The organism is Alteromonas sp. MMG017 (assembly GCF_018100795.1).
In the GTDB taxonomy this organism is placed as follows: domain Bacteria; phylum Pseudomonadota; class Gammaproteobacteria; order Enterobacterales; family Alteromonadaceae; genus Alteromonas.
In genome coordinates this window covers 310,093-324,951 of the sequence record NZ_JAGJDY010000004.1, presented here as the reverse complement: position 1 = coordinate 324,951, position 14,859 = coordinate 310,093, and the positions used below count along the sequence as shown (strand labels likewise).

15 protein-coding genes are annotated in these 14,859 nt (G+C 45.1%); 5 read left to right on the top strand and 10 right to left on the bottom strand.

The window, feature by feature from the left end:
* Positions 1 to 11: 11 nt before the first annotated feature.
* The 6 genes from J8L84_RS08300 to nfuA form a co-directional block, all read right to left on the bottom strand.
* Positions 12 to 998: a GyrI-like domain-containing protein gene (locus tag J8L84_RS08300; protein WP_211070272.1), complete on the bottom strand. Its 987-nt coding sequence runs from the start codon at positions 996 to 998 to the stop codon at positions 12 to 14.
* Between the two features lie 60 nt (positions 999 to 1,058).
* Positions 1,059 to 1,712 carry a class I SAM-dependent methyltransferase gene (locus J8L84_RS08295; protein ID WP_211070271.1) on the bottom strand — a complete coding sequence of 218 codons (654 nt, stop codon included), beginning with the start codon at positions 1,710 to 1,712 and terminating at the stop codon, positions 1,059 to 1,061.
* A gap of 94 nt (positions 1,713 to 1,806) precedes the next feature.
* Positions 1,807 to 2,190 carry a VOC family protein gene (locus tag J8L84_RS08290; RefSeq protein ID WP_211070270.1) on the bottom strand — a complete coding sequence of 128 codons (384 nt, stop codon included), beginning with the start codon at positions 2,188 to 2,190 and terminating at the stop codon, positions 1,807 to 1,809.
* A gap of 38 nt (positions 2,191 to 2,228) precedes the next feature.
* Positions 2,229 to 2,921, bottom strand: a complete 693-nt coding sequence (locus tag J8L84_RS08285) for an aspartate/glutamate racemase family protein (RefSeq protein WP_211070269.1) — start codon at positions 2,919 to 2,921, stop codon at positions 2,229 to 2,231.
* Positions 2,922 to 3,113: 192 nt separating this feature from the next.
* Entirely contained in the window at positions 3,114 to 3,347 is a 234-nt protein-coding gene (locus J8L84_RS08280; RefSeq protein WP_211070268.1) for a hypothetical protein, read from the bottom strand.
* 17 nt (positions 3,348 to 3,364) lie between these two features.
* Positions 3,365 to 3,943 carry a Fe-S biogenesis protein NfuA gene (gene nfuA / locus J8L84_RS08275; protein ID WP_057795196.1) on the bottom strand — a complete coding sequence of 193 codons (579 nt, stop codon included), beginning with the start codon at positions 3,941 to 3,943 and terminating at the stop codon, positions 3,365 to 3,367.
* A gap of 134 nt (positions 3,944 to 4,077) precedes the next feature.
* Between nfuA and J8L84_RS08270 the strand changes: the two genes are divergently transcribed.
* Positions 4,078 to 6,702 carry a M14 family metallopeptidase gene (locus tag J8L84_RS08270; RefSeq protein ID WP_211070267.1) on the top strand — a complete coding sequence of 875 codons (2,625 nt, stop codon included), beginning with the start codon at positions 4,078 to 4,080 and terminating at the stop codon, positions 6,700 to 6,702.
* A gap of 73 nt (positions 6,703 to 6,775) precedes the next feature.
* On the opposite strand, the gene J8L84_RS08265 is transcribed toward J8L84_RS08270, so the two are convergent.
* Positions 6,776 to 7,450 carry a ComF family protein gene (locus J8L84_RS08265; RefSeq protein ID WP_247670643.1) on the bottom strand — a complete coding sequence of 225 codons (675 nt, stop codon included), beginning with the start codon at positions 7,448 to 7,450 and terminating at the stop codon, positions 6,776 to 6,778.
* A gap of 230 nt (positions 7,451 to 7,680) precedes the next feature.
* On the opposite strand from J8L84_RS08265, the gene bioH reads away from it, so the two are divergent.
* From bioH to J8L84_RS08250, 3 genes are all read left to right on the top strand, one after another.
* Complete coding sequence (gene bioH, locus J8L84_RS08260; protein ID WP_211070265.1) at positions 7,681 to 8,499, top strand: pimeloyl-ACP methyl ester esterase BioH; 819 nt, start codon at positions 7,681 to 7,683, stop codon at positions 8,497 to 8,499.
* A gap of 198 nt (positions 8,500 to 8,697) precedes the next feature.
* Positions 8,698 to 9,030, top strand: a complete 333-nt coding sequence (locus tag J8L84_RS08255; protein WP_211070264.1) for a hypothetical protein — start codon at positions 8,698 to 8,700, stop codon at positions 9,028 to 9,030.
* A gap of 17 nt (positions 9,031 to 9,047) precedes the next feature.
* Positions 9,048 to 10,106, top strand: a complete 1,059-nt coding sequence (locus tag J8L84_RS08250; protein WP_211070263.1) for a putative metalloprotease CJM1_0395 family protein — start codon at positions 9,048 to 9,050, stop codon at positions 10,104 to 10,106.
* 164 nt (positions 10,107 to 10,270) lie between these two features.
* On the opposite strand, the gene J8L84_RS08245 is transcribed toward J8L84_RS08250, so the two are convergent.
* A complete protein-coding gene (locus tag J8L84_RS08245; RefSeq protein WP_211070262.1) occupies positions 10,271 to 12,646 on the bottom strand; it encodes a Tex family protein in 2,376 nt (791 codons plus the stop codon).
* A 162-nt stretch (positions 12,647 to 12,808) separates the two neighbouring features.
* Positions 12,809 to 13,294: a transcription elongation factor GreB gene (greB, locus tag J8L84_RS08240; RefSeq protein WP_211070261.1), complete on the bottom strand. Its 486-nt coding sequence runs from the start codon at positions 13,292 to 13,294 to the stop codon at positions 12,809 to 12,811.
* A gap of 175 nt (positions 13,295 to 13,469) precedes the next feature.
* Here greB and J8L84_RS08235 point away from each other — a divergent pair, with 175 nt between their 5' ends.
* Entirely contained in the window at positions 13,470 to 13,757 is a 288-nt protein-coding gene (locus J8L84_RS08235) for a hypothetical protein (protein ID WP_211070260.1), read from the top strand.
* A 298-nt stretch (positions 13,758 to 14,055) separates the two neighbouring features.
* Here J8L84_RS08235 and fkpA read toward each other — a convergent pair whose 3' ends face one another.
* Positions 14,056 to 14,835 (bottom strand): FKBP-type peptidyl-prolyl cis-trans isomerase, encoded by a 780-nt coding sequence (fkpA, locus tag J8L84_RS08230; protein ID WP_211070259.1) that lies wholly within the window; start codon positions 14,833 to 14,835, stop codon positions 14,056 to 14,058.
* Positions 14,836 to 14,859 lie beyond the last annotated feature (24 nt).

The following is a 14,859-nucleotide window of genomic DNA, read 5'->3' as shown; positions in this document are numbered from 1 at the left end:
AAGTAGCTACATTACTCAGCAGCCTTAATAGGCAGAAATACATCGGTGATGGCTTCATGGGCAGCTACGTCGGGGAAAAAGCGAATACGCTCTAAAAAAACGGGAAAGTCTCTGAGTTCAAATTGCGTATCTGGTAACCACTGGTGATATAAGGCGTGTACTACCGCGCCTAATTCTGCATCGGTGCCAATATGGCGGACTTTAGCGCAGTATCCTTCCGGTATGGTAGTGGTGGTAACGCTTGGATGATTTGTATCTGTAGATTGGCATGTTTCTATAGCTTCGCTTGTTCTCACGGGCGTACTACTTGGCATAAGAATTTGGCACGCCACACCAAACCGGTACGATTCATGTGGCGTGTTTCCAGGATCATCAAACAATAAGTTGAAAGTGCGGCTGGTAGAAGGCGGTAGCTTGTTTTCTCTTCTCCATGCAATGAATTTACTCACCGTGCTCATAATGTGGCTAGGCGGGCCAATGTGCATCATCATCGCAATGTCTAAGGCTGGAAACTGAATAACTGACACATCAAGTTGATGATTTTCAGAGGTACCATTTTTAGGCGCGCTAATTGCGTTGTCATGTGAGGTGTTCATAAGTCCCGAAGATCCTTTTTCGTTAGATATTACTAGCGAGCTAATTTGTGCACCTTTATGTAGTGCTTCAACATTGGGTGTCTTTCTAAAGCCTGAAGGCGACTGGTTGTAATGCTTTTTAAAGGCTTTGGCATGGCTTTCATGTGACCCAAACCCTGCTTCTATCGCAATATCCAGTATGCGTTTTTGAGGCCGAAACGCTAATTTATAGGCACTTTCGTGCAGTCGAAGTTGCCTAGCGTAGGCACCAATGTTGATACCAAACTTTGCGTTAAATGCGCGATGAAGATGGTACTCAGAGGTACATGCAAGGGAGGCAAGTCGACTAAGATCACTGGCAAGCTCGGGCGCTTTTAAAATGGCGTCGGCAACCTTATCAAGACGAAGATATAAAGGGTTCATTCGTTACTAGCGTTATGAAGATTAAGCAAACAATACAAAGTTGAATCAAAAAATACCCGACTATTTTTGCGGTATTGTTTTTTGCACTACAAAATAGGTATGAAACTCGGGTAGCTGCTCGTATTCGATATGCCGAATAAAGCAATCAGCTTCTATAATATGGCGCACATAGCCATTAATACCGAGCGAAGCGTAATAGACCTTAGGCCCCATGGTGGTATTGGTGTGTTCGCCCGGTTCATCCACACCGCCACAGCTAAATATAAATACGCCTCCTGGCTGCAGCGCATTACACAGTTTAGTGATTACATCTGCTTGGCTTTGCAGTGGTACATGCCACAGGCAGTCCCATGCGCTAATGAAGCGGTACTGATGGGGCAAATCGAAGGTACAAATGTCATCAAAATAAAACGTGTTGTTAGGGTACCTTTCTCTGGCTAACGCCAGCATTTTCTTAGATATATCAATGCCCTCTACAACAAACTTATTGTCATGCAGTAAATCAATAAATCTACCTGTGCATCCACACCCCACATCAAGGGCTAGGGGCGAGAGGCTCGACGTTGCTGGGGGCGCATCAGTTGTTGATGTAAAAACGTCTAGAAATGATAAGGCAGTTTTATGCTGAGCAACGCCATTTTTACGATTGAACTCTGGGCGAGTCCAGCGCTGGGTAATTTGATCGTAAGCAAGGCCTGTTTCTGTAGGTGTCATGGTTGCTTACCTATTTTGAGTAGTCGCCCGCCAGTGGGGTACTGACGAGCTTATCGTAGATGTTTATAACAGCTCAAGGCTGATAAACTCTCGGTTATTTCTTAACGAAGTGCGTGGCACATAGTTTGTTGCCGGAAGGGTCACGTAAATACGCTAGGTACAACTGTCGCTCTTCAGTACCGCGAATGCCGGGAGGATCTTCAACCGGAACGCCGCCATTGGCTGCGCCCACTTTATGCCATTCATCAACAAGCCCAGGGTTCGTGGCAGCAAGACCAATCGTAGTACCGTTACCGTGGGTAGCGGCTTCGCCATTAATTGGTTTAGTAAGGGCTAATACACCTTTCGGGGTGAAGTAGAAAACACGACCGTGTTCATCGTAAACGCCTTCATCGTATCCAAATACCGCAAGAGAAGCATCGTAAAATTTCTTCGACGCTTCAATGTCGTTCGCGCCAATCATTATATGACTAAACATAGCATTTCCTTCTTCATAGGCAAAATATTGTTATCTGATTATTCTAGCGCCATTTTTACAGCCTCAGCAGCATGAAGCGCTGTTGTATCGTAAAGAGGCATATCAGTGTCTGACTGCTTCACCAACAAGGCAATTTCGGTACAGCCTAAAATAACGGCTTGTGCACCTTGTGCTTTTAATTTGTTGATAATATCAATATACGCGTCACGGGATTTTTCACAAATAACCCCTTTGCATAATTCCTCATAAATAATCTTATGCACGACTAATCTATCTTCACTGCTTGGTACGACTACATCTAAATCAAACTGTTGCGCTAATCGTTCGCTATAAAAAGCCTGTTCCATGGTGAATTGAGTACCTAACAAGCCCACCTTTTTGACCTTGTTTTCACACAGAGCCACGCCGGTGGCATCGGCAATATGCAGTAACGGAATGGCTACTGCGCTTGCTACCTGCGCAGCAACCTTATGCATGGTGTTAGTACATATGAGTAGAAAGTCGGCCCCAGCATCTTCTAAGGACTGTGCGGCGCGCTTTAACGCATCGGCGGCTTTATCCCACTCGCCGGTGCGCTGAAATACTTCTATTTCGGCAAAATCAACCGAGTACAGACATATTTTTGCACTGTGTAGCCCACCGAGTTGACTATTTACCAGCCGATTAATCGCTTGATAATAGCTCACTGTCGACTCCCAACTCATACCACCAATTAGCCCAATGGTTTTCATCCCAAGCCCCTTCTATTCAGCACGCTCAAATCACCTATGAAAAAGGGTATGAACGTTAGGTTACATCCAACAAATGTCAGATTATAAATACTAGATTACATGTAATTAGTAGCCTAGTACAAGGTCATTGAACGAGAGTGTTAACAAATGCGTGTAAGGTAAAAATGAGTGTAAAAAGCGAGAGGTAAACGACTAATCGTCTTTAAAGCTAGGGGGGATTTTCTTGTCTTTTAGAAAGGCGAAACGCTGCATGAAGATGCCTACATAACCAGACATGGCAATAACAAAGCCTACAAGCAAAGTGGTAAGAGAATAATAGTAAAGGAAGGTGCTAAAATGGCTTATGGCGAAAAGCTGCACAACGCCAGCAACGAACAAGGCAAGGCCTAATTTAAATCGTCGCCAGCTTTTGTGCACATCAAACATAAGTGGGATACAACATCTTAGTAGTAAGAATGCTCACCGGCTTCATGTTCAGTGGCATCACGAACACCGTTTAATTCCCCAGCAAATTGCTCAAGCATTTGCTTTTCAATGCCGTCTTTCAACGTAACATCAACCATTGAGCAACCGTTACAGCCGCCGCCAAACTGAAGAATAGCAAAGCCATCTTCGGTAAGTTCAGCCAACATTACCTGGCCGCCATGGCTAGCAAGTTGAGGATTGATTTCAGCTTCAATCATGTATTTTATACGTTCAACCAATGGCGCGTCATCAGCGACTTTACGTGCTTTAGCATTTGGCGCTTTAAGCGTAAGCTGTGAGCCCATTTGATCAGTAACATAATCAATTTCTGCTTCATGTAAAAATGGAACACTTTCTTCATCTACCACTGCATTGAAGCCATTGAACTCTAAGCGAGTATCCGTTTCTTCAACAGCATCTGGCGGACAATAGGACACGCCACACTCGGCGCTCGATGTGCCCGGATTTACGACGAATACACGAATATTTGTGCCAGTCTCTTGTTTATCCAACAGTTTTACGAAGTGAGCCTGGGCTTCTTCTGATATAGTAATCATCAGTAAGTCCTATTAATTAAAAATTTGGTTTATGATAACAAATTTACCTGACTAAAACAGTCAAGTATTGACTAGTTTCGATGTAACCGCATCTAGTTTCGATGTAACCGCATAACGACAAGACGGAAATCACTATGCTCGCAACTTTGGTTCGCACCGCCACAATCTCGAATTTCCCAAAATGGCTTGCGCCATTTGTAGTGTTAACCGCCTTGTGCGTATCTGCTCCGGTAAATGCCAATAAGGTCACCCTCGATAAGGGCGGAAAACCCGTTCAGGCCTATTTACCAACCGATGTGACCTATAACCCAGATATTCCTACGCCAGAATCAGTACTGGGTGCGAACATTGGTCAATGGCACGTACGTCATGATCAACTTACACACTACATGCGTGTACTGGCTGACCATTCCGACCGTATTTCATTAGAAGTCACCGGCAGAACCCATGAAAATCGTGAGTTGTTGCTACTTACCATTACTGCGCCATCGAATCGCCCTAACATAGAAAGCATGCGTACCGCGCATATCGATGCCATGAATTCTGGCAATAAAGTCAAAGCGGGTGCGCCACTCATTTTTTATATGGGCTACAGCATTCACGGTAATGAACCTTCAGGCTCTAATGCTGCATTAGCCCTAGCGTATTACCTCGCTGCTGGGCAAGGCGCGCCCATCGATGCACTACTGAACAACAATATTGTGCTGTTAGACCCATCTTTCAACCCCGATGGGTTATCTCGTTTCGCGCAATGGGCCAATATGCACAAAGGAAAGCAACTTGTTGCGGATAGTAATACCCGTGAGCATGATGAAGGCTGGCCATCAGGGCGCACGAACCACTATTGGTTTGACTTAAATCGTGACTGGTTGTTGTTGGCTCACCCTGAGTCTCAAGCACGTATTAAACAATTTCACCGCTGGCGCCCGCATATTCTTACCGACTTTCATGAAATGGGCACCGATAGCACTTACTTTTTTCAGCCAGGTGTCCGTTCGCGCAAAAACCCGATCACGCCAGATGAAAACGTAACCTTAACGGAAGCGTTAGCGGCTTATCATGCCAAAGCTTTTGATAAACAAGGGAAGCTGTATTTCTCGGAAGAGGCATTCGACGACTTTTATGCCGGTAAGGGCAGTACCTACCCTGATTTACATGGCAGCATAGGTATTTTATTCGAACAAGCGAGCTCTCGCGGACATTTGCAAGAATCTATCAATGGCCCATTGGCATTTTCTACTACCATATCGAATCAAATTACAACGTCGTTGAGTACCTTTGAAGGTGCCCTTGCCAATAAACCAGCTATCTTAGATTATCAGTCTGCTTTTGTTAAAGACACGCAAACACTAGCAAAAGACGGCGATATAAGCGGTTACATTGTGGGTGAATCGAATGATAGCGGTAGGTTTAACGCTATGTTGTCGCTGCTTAAACAGCACAATATTAAGTTCGACGTTGTCAGCAAAGATTCCGAAATAGGCAAGCAAACTTTTAGTGCCAATCGTGCTATCTACATTCCTGTTGCCCAAGCGCAGTATCGACTTATTACATCTATATTCTCAACCCAAACCTCGTTCGAAAATAACACCTTCTACGATGTGTCATCGTGGAACATGGCGATGGCATTTAATTTGCCGTTTGAAGCGGTTGAAAAGCGTGATGCGCGAAGCGTAAAAACGGCTGCCAATGCAAAATTGGTAATGCCAGAACTTAGCGATTCGTTACCTGCTAATGCCTATGCATACGCCTTTTCATGGAACGATTACTACGCGCCTGCGTTGCTTCAATCGTTATTGGAAGCAGGGGTAAGTGTAAGAAGTAGCGAAAATGCGTTTGAAGCTAAGCTTGTTAATAATCAGCGTCATACATTTACCTCAGGAAGCATCGTTATTCCTACAGGATTAGCACAGCCTGATAACTTACTTAGCCTATTGACGGAACACGCTAGTGCATTAAATATTCCGGTTTACGCACTAGCCAGTGGGTTAACGCCAACAGGCAGTGATATTGGAAGCCGCTCAATACAGCCTATTTCAGCGCCTAAAGTGCTGTTAGTGGGAGGCGAGGGCACAAGTCAGTATGAAGTGGGGGAAATGTGGCACTATTTTGATACTCGAGTGGGGCTGCCGGTTAGTATTGTGGAGCAACAAAAGCTAGGCAATGCCCTACAGTCAGGCTATACCCATATTGTGTTTGCCAGCGGCCGCTATTCGCTATCGAATGACACGAGAGATGCACTGTCTACTTGGGTTGAAAATGGCGGTGTGTTAATTGGACAAAAATCTGCGCTACGTTATTTTGCGGCCAACGAATGGTTAAACGCTGATATTTTAAAACAAGAAGAAATTGACAGTAAGTTTGACGAAGATAAGCTTTCTTTTGGCGATAAATCGGCGCTATATGCAAGAAAGTTAGTGGCAGGCGCGGTTTATGAAGCGGAAATTGATATTACCCATCCACTTTTTTACGGTTATACCGACACCACGCTGCCAATGTTTAAAACCAGCAATATGGTGGTGAACAATTACTACACGCCATTCACTACGCCAGCGCGTTATACCTTTGCGCCATTACTGGCTGGGTTCAGTGATGAAAAGCTGGTGAAACTTATTGCCGAAACCCCTGCTGTGATAACCACAAAGCAAGGTAAAGGTGTGGTGATTGGATTTACCGACAATACGCAATTTCGAGGGTATTGGTACGGCACGAACAAAATGTTAAGTAATGCCATTTATCAGTCTGGCTTTCTTAAGTAACTGGTTTTCATTTAGCTAATGCTTAAATAGCTAACTTTGATTAGATAATAAGAGGTAACGGTAGTCGTTTCGGCTACCTTGCCTGCACTTTTGCTGCCATTCTTGCCGTCAGTAATGAGCTTTTTGGGGGCGGGGTAAAAGTCATTGCCCACACTAGAATACTCAGTTGTGGATAGCGAGCTCTCAATAAGCTCGCCAGAGCATTTACCGTGACACCGGTAGTGATAACATCATCCACTATAGCGATGCATTTAAGAGCAGGGTTAGAAGCGACTAATTGATCAATACACTGTGGCGTTAATGAAAACACCTGCTTAGCATGTTGTAGCCTCTGTGCTTTTCCTAAATGATGCTGGGCAGACATACCTTGTCGAATCGCCCAATTGGTGCAAATGGGAATATTCAGTGCACTGCCAATGGATTTAGCGAGCACTGCAGCCTGATTATAATGCCGCGTTGCCAGTCGCCAAGGGCTTAATGGCACTGGTAAGAGAAGTTGCGCAGTGGTGTGAGATACCTGCGGTGTATGCTGAGCTAAGTGTTGCTGTTTACCGACAAACCACGTGGCTAATACCTTCCCCGAAGTCAGTGAGTGTTGAAACTTAAAGCCATGAATTAAGGTGGTTATTGGATAAGTATGTAAAGCCAGTACAGATAGCCCGTTATAGCTACTATGCTTAACGTGCCGACCCACTGGCCCAAAGGACAGTAAATTATAACCGTGTTCTTTGGCTGAGAAAAAAAACATATCACGTTCACACCAATGACATACTGGCGTAGGACTTGCCTGATAACATAGTAAGCATGAAAGATTCATAGTACGTGAATTTTTGAATTCTTATGTTAAGTAGCTTTTTCTCGCATGTAGCTACAGTACGATAACGTGTCTTTAAGCATTTTTTGAGATAATGGGTAATCATGCATACATGGCAGCCTATTAGGTTTGCTTCTTCATGCAACAGCCAAAGGATGTATACAGTGAAAGATTTGCATACAAACACACCACTTGTCACCCGAACTCAAGGTACAGGAAACGATCTGGTTTTCCTTCACGGTTGGGGTATGAATAGCGGCGCATTTACCTCGTTTATTCCCTATTTAACCAATAGCTTTCGAGTTACCACTATTGATCTCCCCGGTTTCGGCGAAAACGCTCAGCATGTGCCTTCTCCTTATAGCGCTGAGTCTTTAGCACAAATGATAGCGCCTTACATTCCACCAAAAAGTATTGTCGTAGGCTGGTCTTTAGGCGGTTTGGTGGCGCAACGACTAGCCTTACTTGGTGGCAGTAAAGGGTTAGCTCTTAAAGGTTTAGTGACAATAGCCTCTACACCGCGATTCATCGCTGGCCCCTGCTGGCCTGGCATTGCAGGTGATTTACTGGCCATGTTCGAAAGTCAGTTAGAGAGTAACTACAATAGAACGCTAGAACGCTTTTTAGCCATTCAAGCAATGGGAAGTGATACGGCCCGCCAAGACATCAAAGCCATTCGTGGGCATATCAGTGAATACCCTGAACCTGACCAGCACGCGCTGAAACAAGGTTTAAGAATTCTTTCCACAGAAGATTTACGCCAAGACATTGGCCGCATAACGGTGCCAACCCTACGACTTTACGGTCGTTTAGATAGCCTAGTGCCTACCAGTGGTATAGATCGTATTTGTGAGTTACACCCTCAAGCCGATACCGTGGTATTGCCCCATGCAGCGCATGCGCCTTTTATTTCTCACCCTCAGCAAAGCGCCGATATTTTGTTTAGTTTTGCATCAAGCGTGTACCAACAAAAAGCATCGTGACCCGATGCTTTTAGGCCGCGTTTAGGTAATGTGTAGCGTACGTTAGTGGATAAGCCCTAGTTTCTCGCTAGCCAAAACATAGGCGCGAGGAAAAAATATTGCTCGTTTTCACAGCCAGTTAAGGTGTATGAGCGGTACAGACCTTTTCATTTTCTGCAATTTGGTTAATAATTGCACATGAGAGTGTAGAGGTAGTGTATGTCTGGTATATCAGGTGTAAATAGCAACAATATAAATTCGGCAATTTTGTCCGGACAATTCGGTTTGCAGAATGCCAGTAATGGTATAATGCAGGCTGCGTCTAATATTGCCCAGCAAACCACAAGCGCAGAGCGTGATCCGCAGGCTGTTTTAGCCAATTCTGCCACCCAGAGTTTACAGAATATACGCAACATACTTCCCACTCCACAGGATGATGTCACCACAAATCTGTTGTCACTGAAAATCAACAGTATTAATGCCCAGGCTTCTGCCAAGGTACTTGATGTGGCTAATGACACCATAGGCACCATTATTGATACGTTAGCGTAGTCGTGTAGGAGTGTAATGTGAACATTGTTACCCCTATCCTTACGGCCATAGCGTACCCTACTGCAAACGTTAATACTGAGTCTGCAAGACGAGACAACGTATTACGTGAAACTATTCCTCAGTCGGGGGATGCAGAGAAAGGGGCGTCGCAAAAAGGCCTAGGTTCGGACACTGACAAAGCTCGTAATCCGGGACAAACGCCTGCGCCTGTTACCTACGATCGCCCCCAAATCCAAACTGAACTGCAAAGCGCGTTTGAAAGCGTGTTTGGCGAACAAAAAGACAATGGCTCTGATGAAAGCGCCGGCAAACAGAATGCTCGCGATCAACAGGAATCAAATCAGCAAGCTTCTGGTGAGCAAGCCTTACAGCCTGAACAGCAAACAGAAGAAGAACAGCAAGAAATAAGCAACTTAGAGGCGCGTGATCAAGAAGTCCGTACTCACGAGCAGGCGCACGCCGCTGCGGGTGGGCAATACGCTGGATCGCCGCAATATGAATATACCACTGGGCCAGATAACAAACGTTATGTTACCGATGGTGAAGTGTCTATTGATATTTCTGAGCTAAATAGCCCTGAAGAAACCCTTCAAAAAATGCAGCAAGTACGTGCTGCGGCACTCGCCCCTGCTGAGCCTTCGGCGCAAGACTTAAAAGTGGCAGCAGAAGCGACGCAAAAATCTTTTGAAGCTCGTAGCGAAATTGCTGAAGACAACGCTGCTACGTCATCGGTAGCGCCAAGCGCATCAGAGATCACGCCACCTGACATTGATGAAATTACCGATAATGCCGGTGTCGAACGCCCTACTCGGGCGTTAGACGAAGCCGTTTTACAAGCGCAAACGGCTGAGCAAAGCGCCGGAAGTCAAGGCTTACAAAGCGCCGCGAGCCAAGGAATACAAAGCGCTGCCAGTGAAACTTCAAACGAGATTGGTGGTGGTTTTGATACGCGCTCATTAGCCTTTGGCAATGAAGCTCAGGAAAGCCAAGCTAACTCAGCCCGTATTGGTCGCATTCAAAATTTCTACACCCAAGCCTATACACCAGTCCGTGAAGGTTTTTCCGCTAGCGCTTAGGGCCTGGTACTTAACGCTCACTGCCAATAACCCGTATTCTTAACACTGCTACTTTCAAAAATATAAACTTCCACTGTGCAAATACAGAAAAGCCAGCATGCATGCTGGCTTTAAAATGCTGACTTTAAAATAATGATTGCTGGTGTAAACAATAATGTTAGGCGTTATTTCTTTGCTTTAGCGAACGCATCGGCAAAGGCGTTACCCATAGCACTGTTTTGCTGCTGGTTTTGTCCGCCACCACGCTTGTTTGACTTATCTGCGCGAGGGTTTCCACGCTGAGACCCATTGTTAGCACGAGGATTCCCATTTGACTTTGCGTTAGCAGCGCCATTACTGTTATTGCTTTTGCCCGACTGGTTTGACGAGGTCGGTGTATCTTCTAGTCGCATAGTAAAGGATATACGCTTACGTGCTACGTCTACCTCAAGTACTTTAACCTTAACAATGTCCCCTGCTTTCACTACATCCCGTGGGTCTGAAATGAACTTGTTGGTGAGCGCTGAAATATGCACTAAACCATCTTGGTGAACACCTACATCAACAAAAGCACCAAAGTTCGCAACGTTGCTCACAACGCCCTCTAAAATCATACCTGGAGTAAGATCTTTAATGGTCTCCACACCTTCTTTAAAGGTGGCAGTTTTAAATTCTGGTCGAGGATCTCGCCCTGGCTTATCAAGTTCGCTCAAAATATCTTTTACCGTGGGTAAACCGAAAGCGTCACTGGTAAAGGTATCAGGCGATAAGGTTTTCAGTAGCTCTGTGTTACCGATAAGATCGTTTACCGCAACCGCGGCCGTATCCACAATTTTATCTACCACAGGGTAAGCTTCGGGGTGAACCGCAGACGCATCTAGCGGGTTACTGCCATTTACGATACGTAGGAATCCAGCGGCTTGTTCGAAGGCTTTTGGCCCCAAACGCTCTACTTTCATTAATGCTTTTCTATCGCCGAAGGCACCATTGGTGTCTCTAAATTGCACAATGTTATTTGCTAAGGTCTTGTTTAGTCCTGATACGTAACTAAGCAGTGCCGGTGATGCCGTATTTAAATCTACGCCTACGGCGTTCACACAGTCTTCAATAACACGGTCGAGCGATTTACCTAACTGGCTTTGGCTTACATCATGCTGATATTGGCCCACACCAATAGCTTTAGGCTCAATTTTTACAAGCTCGGCTAGCGGGTCTTGTAAACGGCGAGCAATGGACACTGCGCCACGAATAGACACGTCTAAATCAGGTAGTTCGTTTGAGGCTAATTCTGAGGCTGAGTAAACCGAGGCGCCAGCTTCGCTAACCATGATTTTTTGTGCGCCTAGCTCAGGGTTATTTTTAAGCATTTCCCCTACAAGCTTATCGGTTTCACGAGAGCCTGTACCATTACCGATACTGATAAGCTCAACTTTATACTGCTTGCACACGGTGGTGAGGGTACGCAGTGACTTATCCCACTGATTCTGGGGCGCATGGGGGAAAATGGTATTTTTAGCGACAACTTTGCCAGTTTTATCTACGATAGCCACTTTCACACCCGTACGAAGGCCAGGATCAAGCCCCATGGTGGTCTTAGCGCCAGCTGGCGCGGCCATTAGCAAGTCGTTAAGGTTCTTGGCAAACACCTCAATCGCTTCTTCTTCAGCGCGCTCACGAAGACCACTGAATAGCTCAGTTTCCATGTGTAAGGCGATTTTAATCTTCCACGTCCACTGCACTACTTGCGCTAGGAAATCATCAGCAGGGCGGTTGCGGTGCATAATATTGTAGTGGCTAGCAATAAGGTGTTCACAGTGAGAAGGCGCACTGGCGTCATCTTGCTGTGGGTCGGCATCCAGTTGAATGTTCAACATGCCTTCGTTACGACCACGAAACATAGCAAGGGCACGGTGTGAAGGCGCGTTTTTGTACTTTTCACTGTGTTCAAAATAGTCTTTGTACTTAACGGCTTCTTGGGCTTTATCGTTTGCTACTGTGCTTTTAATATGCGCGTTTTCAACAAGGTAGCTACGAATTTTACCTAACAGTGCTGCATCTTCAGCAAACCGTTCCATTAAAATAAAGCGAGCGCCTTCCAGAGCAGCTTTGGTATCTGCAATCCCTTTTTCGGCATTAACATATTCAGCGGCTAATTCGTCGATAGATTGGTCAGGGTTGGCAAATAAGGTATCTGCTAAGCCTTCAAGGCCTGCTTCAATGGCGATTTGACCTTTGGTGCGTCTACGAGGCTTGAAGGGTAAGTATAAGTCTTCCAAGGTGGTCTTACTGTCAGCGCCGGTAATATTGCGCTTTAACTCATCAGACAGTTTTCCTTGTTCATCAATAGATTTTAAGATGACTTGGCGTCTGTCTTCTAGTTCACGAAGGTAAGTAAGACGTTGCTGAAGCGTACGTAACTGAGTGTCGTCTAGCCCTTGCGTTACTTCTTTTCGGTAACGTGCAATAAACGGCACCGTTGAACCTTCATCAAGAAGCTTAACCGCGGCACTGACTTGGGAAGTTTGTACGGCAAGTTCTTCGGCAATTTTGTTAATAATCATAATACGCTCTAGGCAATAGCAAATAAGGGTGTAGTGGCTAGCATTAGCCTTTTTACACCGCTTTTATTTTAGTTGGAATAACTGGCGGCAATTATACCACCGCGACGGATCAGGAGAAGCCTGATTGTATGGTCAGTATTCATGGAAAACGTTTTAACTTTATTACAGTTTATCGGTGGGATCGTACCAAATACGGTTTATCCACCATTCTTTTACGTCGGTTTCAGTTTTTACCGTAACATCATCATCTTCTTCTTTCCCTACTAAGGCGCGTGCCATAGGAGAGTCGATAGAAATGTAATCTCGACGGCCAAATATTTCATCGTAACCCACAAGGCGAAGTTCTAGCACTTGTCCTTGTTCATTTTCAATTTCTACCCAAGCACCAAAATAAACTTTATTTTCCTGCTGGGGGCTATAATCCACGACTTTTAGGTTTTCCAAACACTTACGTAAATAACGTACTCGCCTATCGATTTCACGTAGTTTTTTCTTATTATATTGGTAATCTGCGTTTTCACTACGATCGCCTAAGCTAGCAGCCCACGTGACCTTTCGTGTGATTTCGGGCCTTTCTTCCCGCCACAAATGGTCAAGCTCCTGTTTTAGCTTCAAATATCCTTTTCGTGTTATCAGTGGTGTTTTCACAATTATTTAGCTAAATTGAAATCTTATGGCTAGTGTATGTGGGTGAATTAATAGAACGCAATAAACAAATGCGTCGAAATCTCTCATTTAAACCACTTTGTGCAAATATTGAACATAAACCTTTAGGTTGTTGTCGCAGTATAAATAACAACCGGCTAATGAGCGGGAAACTCGAATGGAAGATGATGCACGAAAGATGGAAAAGAAGCCTGTAGACAGGCGCCAAGCTGCAACTAACAGTTCAATGGGTGGCACTATTGCTGGTTTCATGCTGTTTTTAACGGGCGCGTTAATGGTGCTGTACGGCTTGCTTGATATTGTAGTACGTATGGACAGCCTAATAACGGCAGGATATCTCGTGATTGGCTTATTAATGTATAAGTTTGGGCAATACCTGTTAAATCACTTTGCGGTATTTAAAGTGCAGCGCGAACGACGTCGTGCGCCACCGCGTCATAGTTAGCGCCACCGCGTCATACTTAAATTGGTGGTCGTTACATTGCACGATATATTGCACGATTTTTTGCATATATAGCGAGTTATCGAACGGCTAACCATGTGATACACCTTCCATGCAAGGTGTGCATTTGCTGTATTTGTAGCAATGGCTATGGTGCCGCCCTTACGTTCATCCGCTCATTAAAGTACTACCATCAGTTAACGCATTAAAAAAGCCGACACTTTAAAAAAGTATCGGCTTTTATTGGTAGTGGCAATCGCAAAAGCGTAGCCGCTACGCGGCATTAAAGCGCTGCGTAATATTACTCAGCAGCAGCTTCTTCTTTAATGATTTCTAGCAATTCAACGTCAAAAATTAGTGTTGAATTAGGCGTAATTGAACCGGTAGCACGTTCGCCATAAGCTAAATCAGAAGGGATATGGAAGCGGAACTTCGCGCCTTCTTTCATAAGCTGAACGCCTTCAGTCCAACCAGGAATAACTTGGTTAAGTGGGAATTGAGCTGGCTCATCACGCTTGTAAGAAGAATCGAATTCAGTACCGTCTAGCAATGTACCACGGTAGTGAACTTTAACGATGTCTTCAGCCGCTGGGCTTGCGCCTTCACCTTCTTCTAACACTTCATACTGAAGGCCAGATTCGGTAGTCGTTACGCCATCTTTCTTCGCGTTCTCTTCTAGATAGGCCGCGCCGGCTTCAATGTTATCTTGTGCGGCTTTTTGCGCCATTTCTTGTTGCTTAGCACGAAGTACTTCTTCGCCTTGCTGAGCAATTTGCTGAATTTCTTGTGGGGTAAATTTCAATGTGTCGTTAAGGCCATCTTCAAAGCCTTCTTTCAACGCCGCTTCATCTAGCGGAAAGCCCAGTTGCTCTTGCTGTTGTGCGCGGTTGCTCACGAACAAGCCCATACTAGCACCCATAGCGTACGCTTGCTTTTGTACGTCTGTCATTGATTCTGTCGAAACATCGGCGGTTTCAGCGATGTCAGTGCCGGTAGTAGCGGCCTCATCAGTGGTATTTGGCTGACAGGCAAAAAGGCCTAGGGCAGCAATAGTAGATAAGGCAACAAGCGACTTCTGCATAAAACGTCTCCATAAATTTTTATC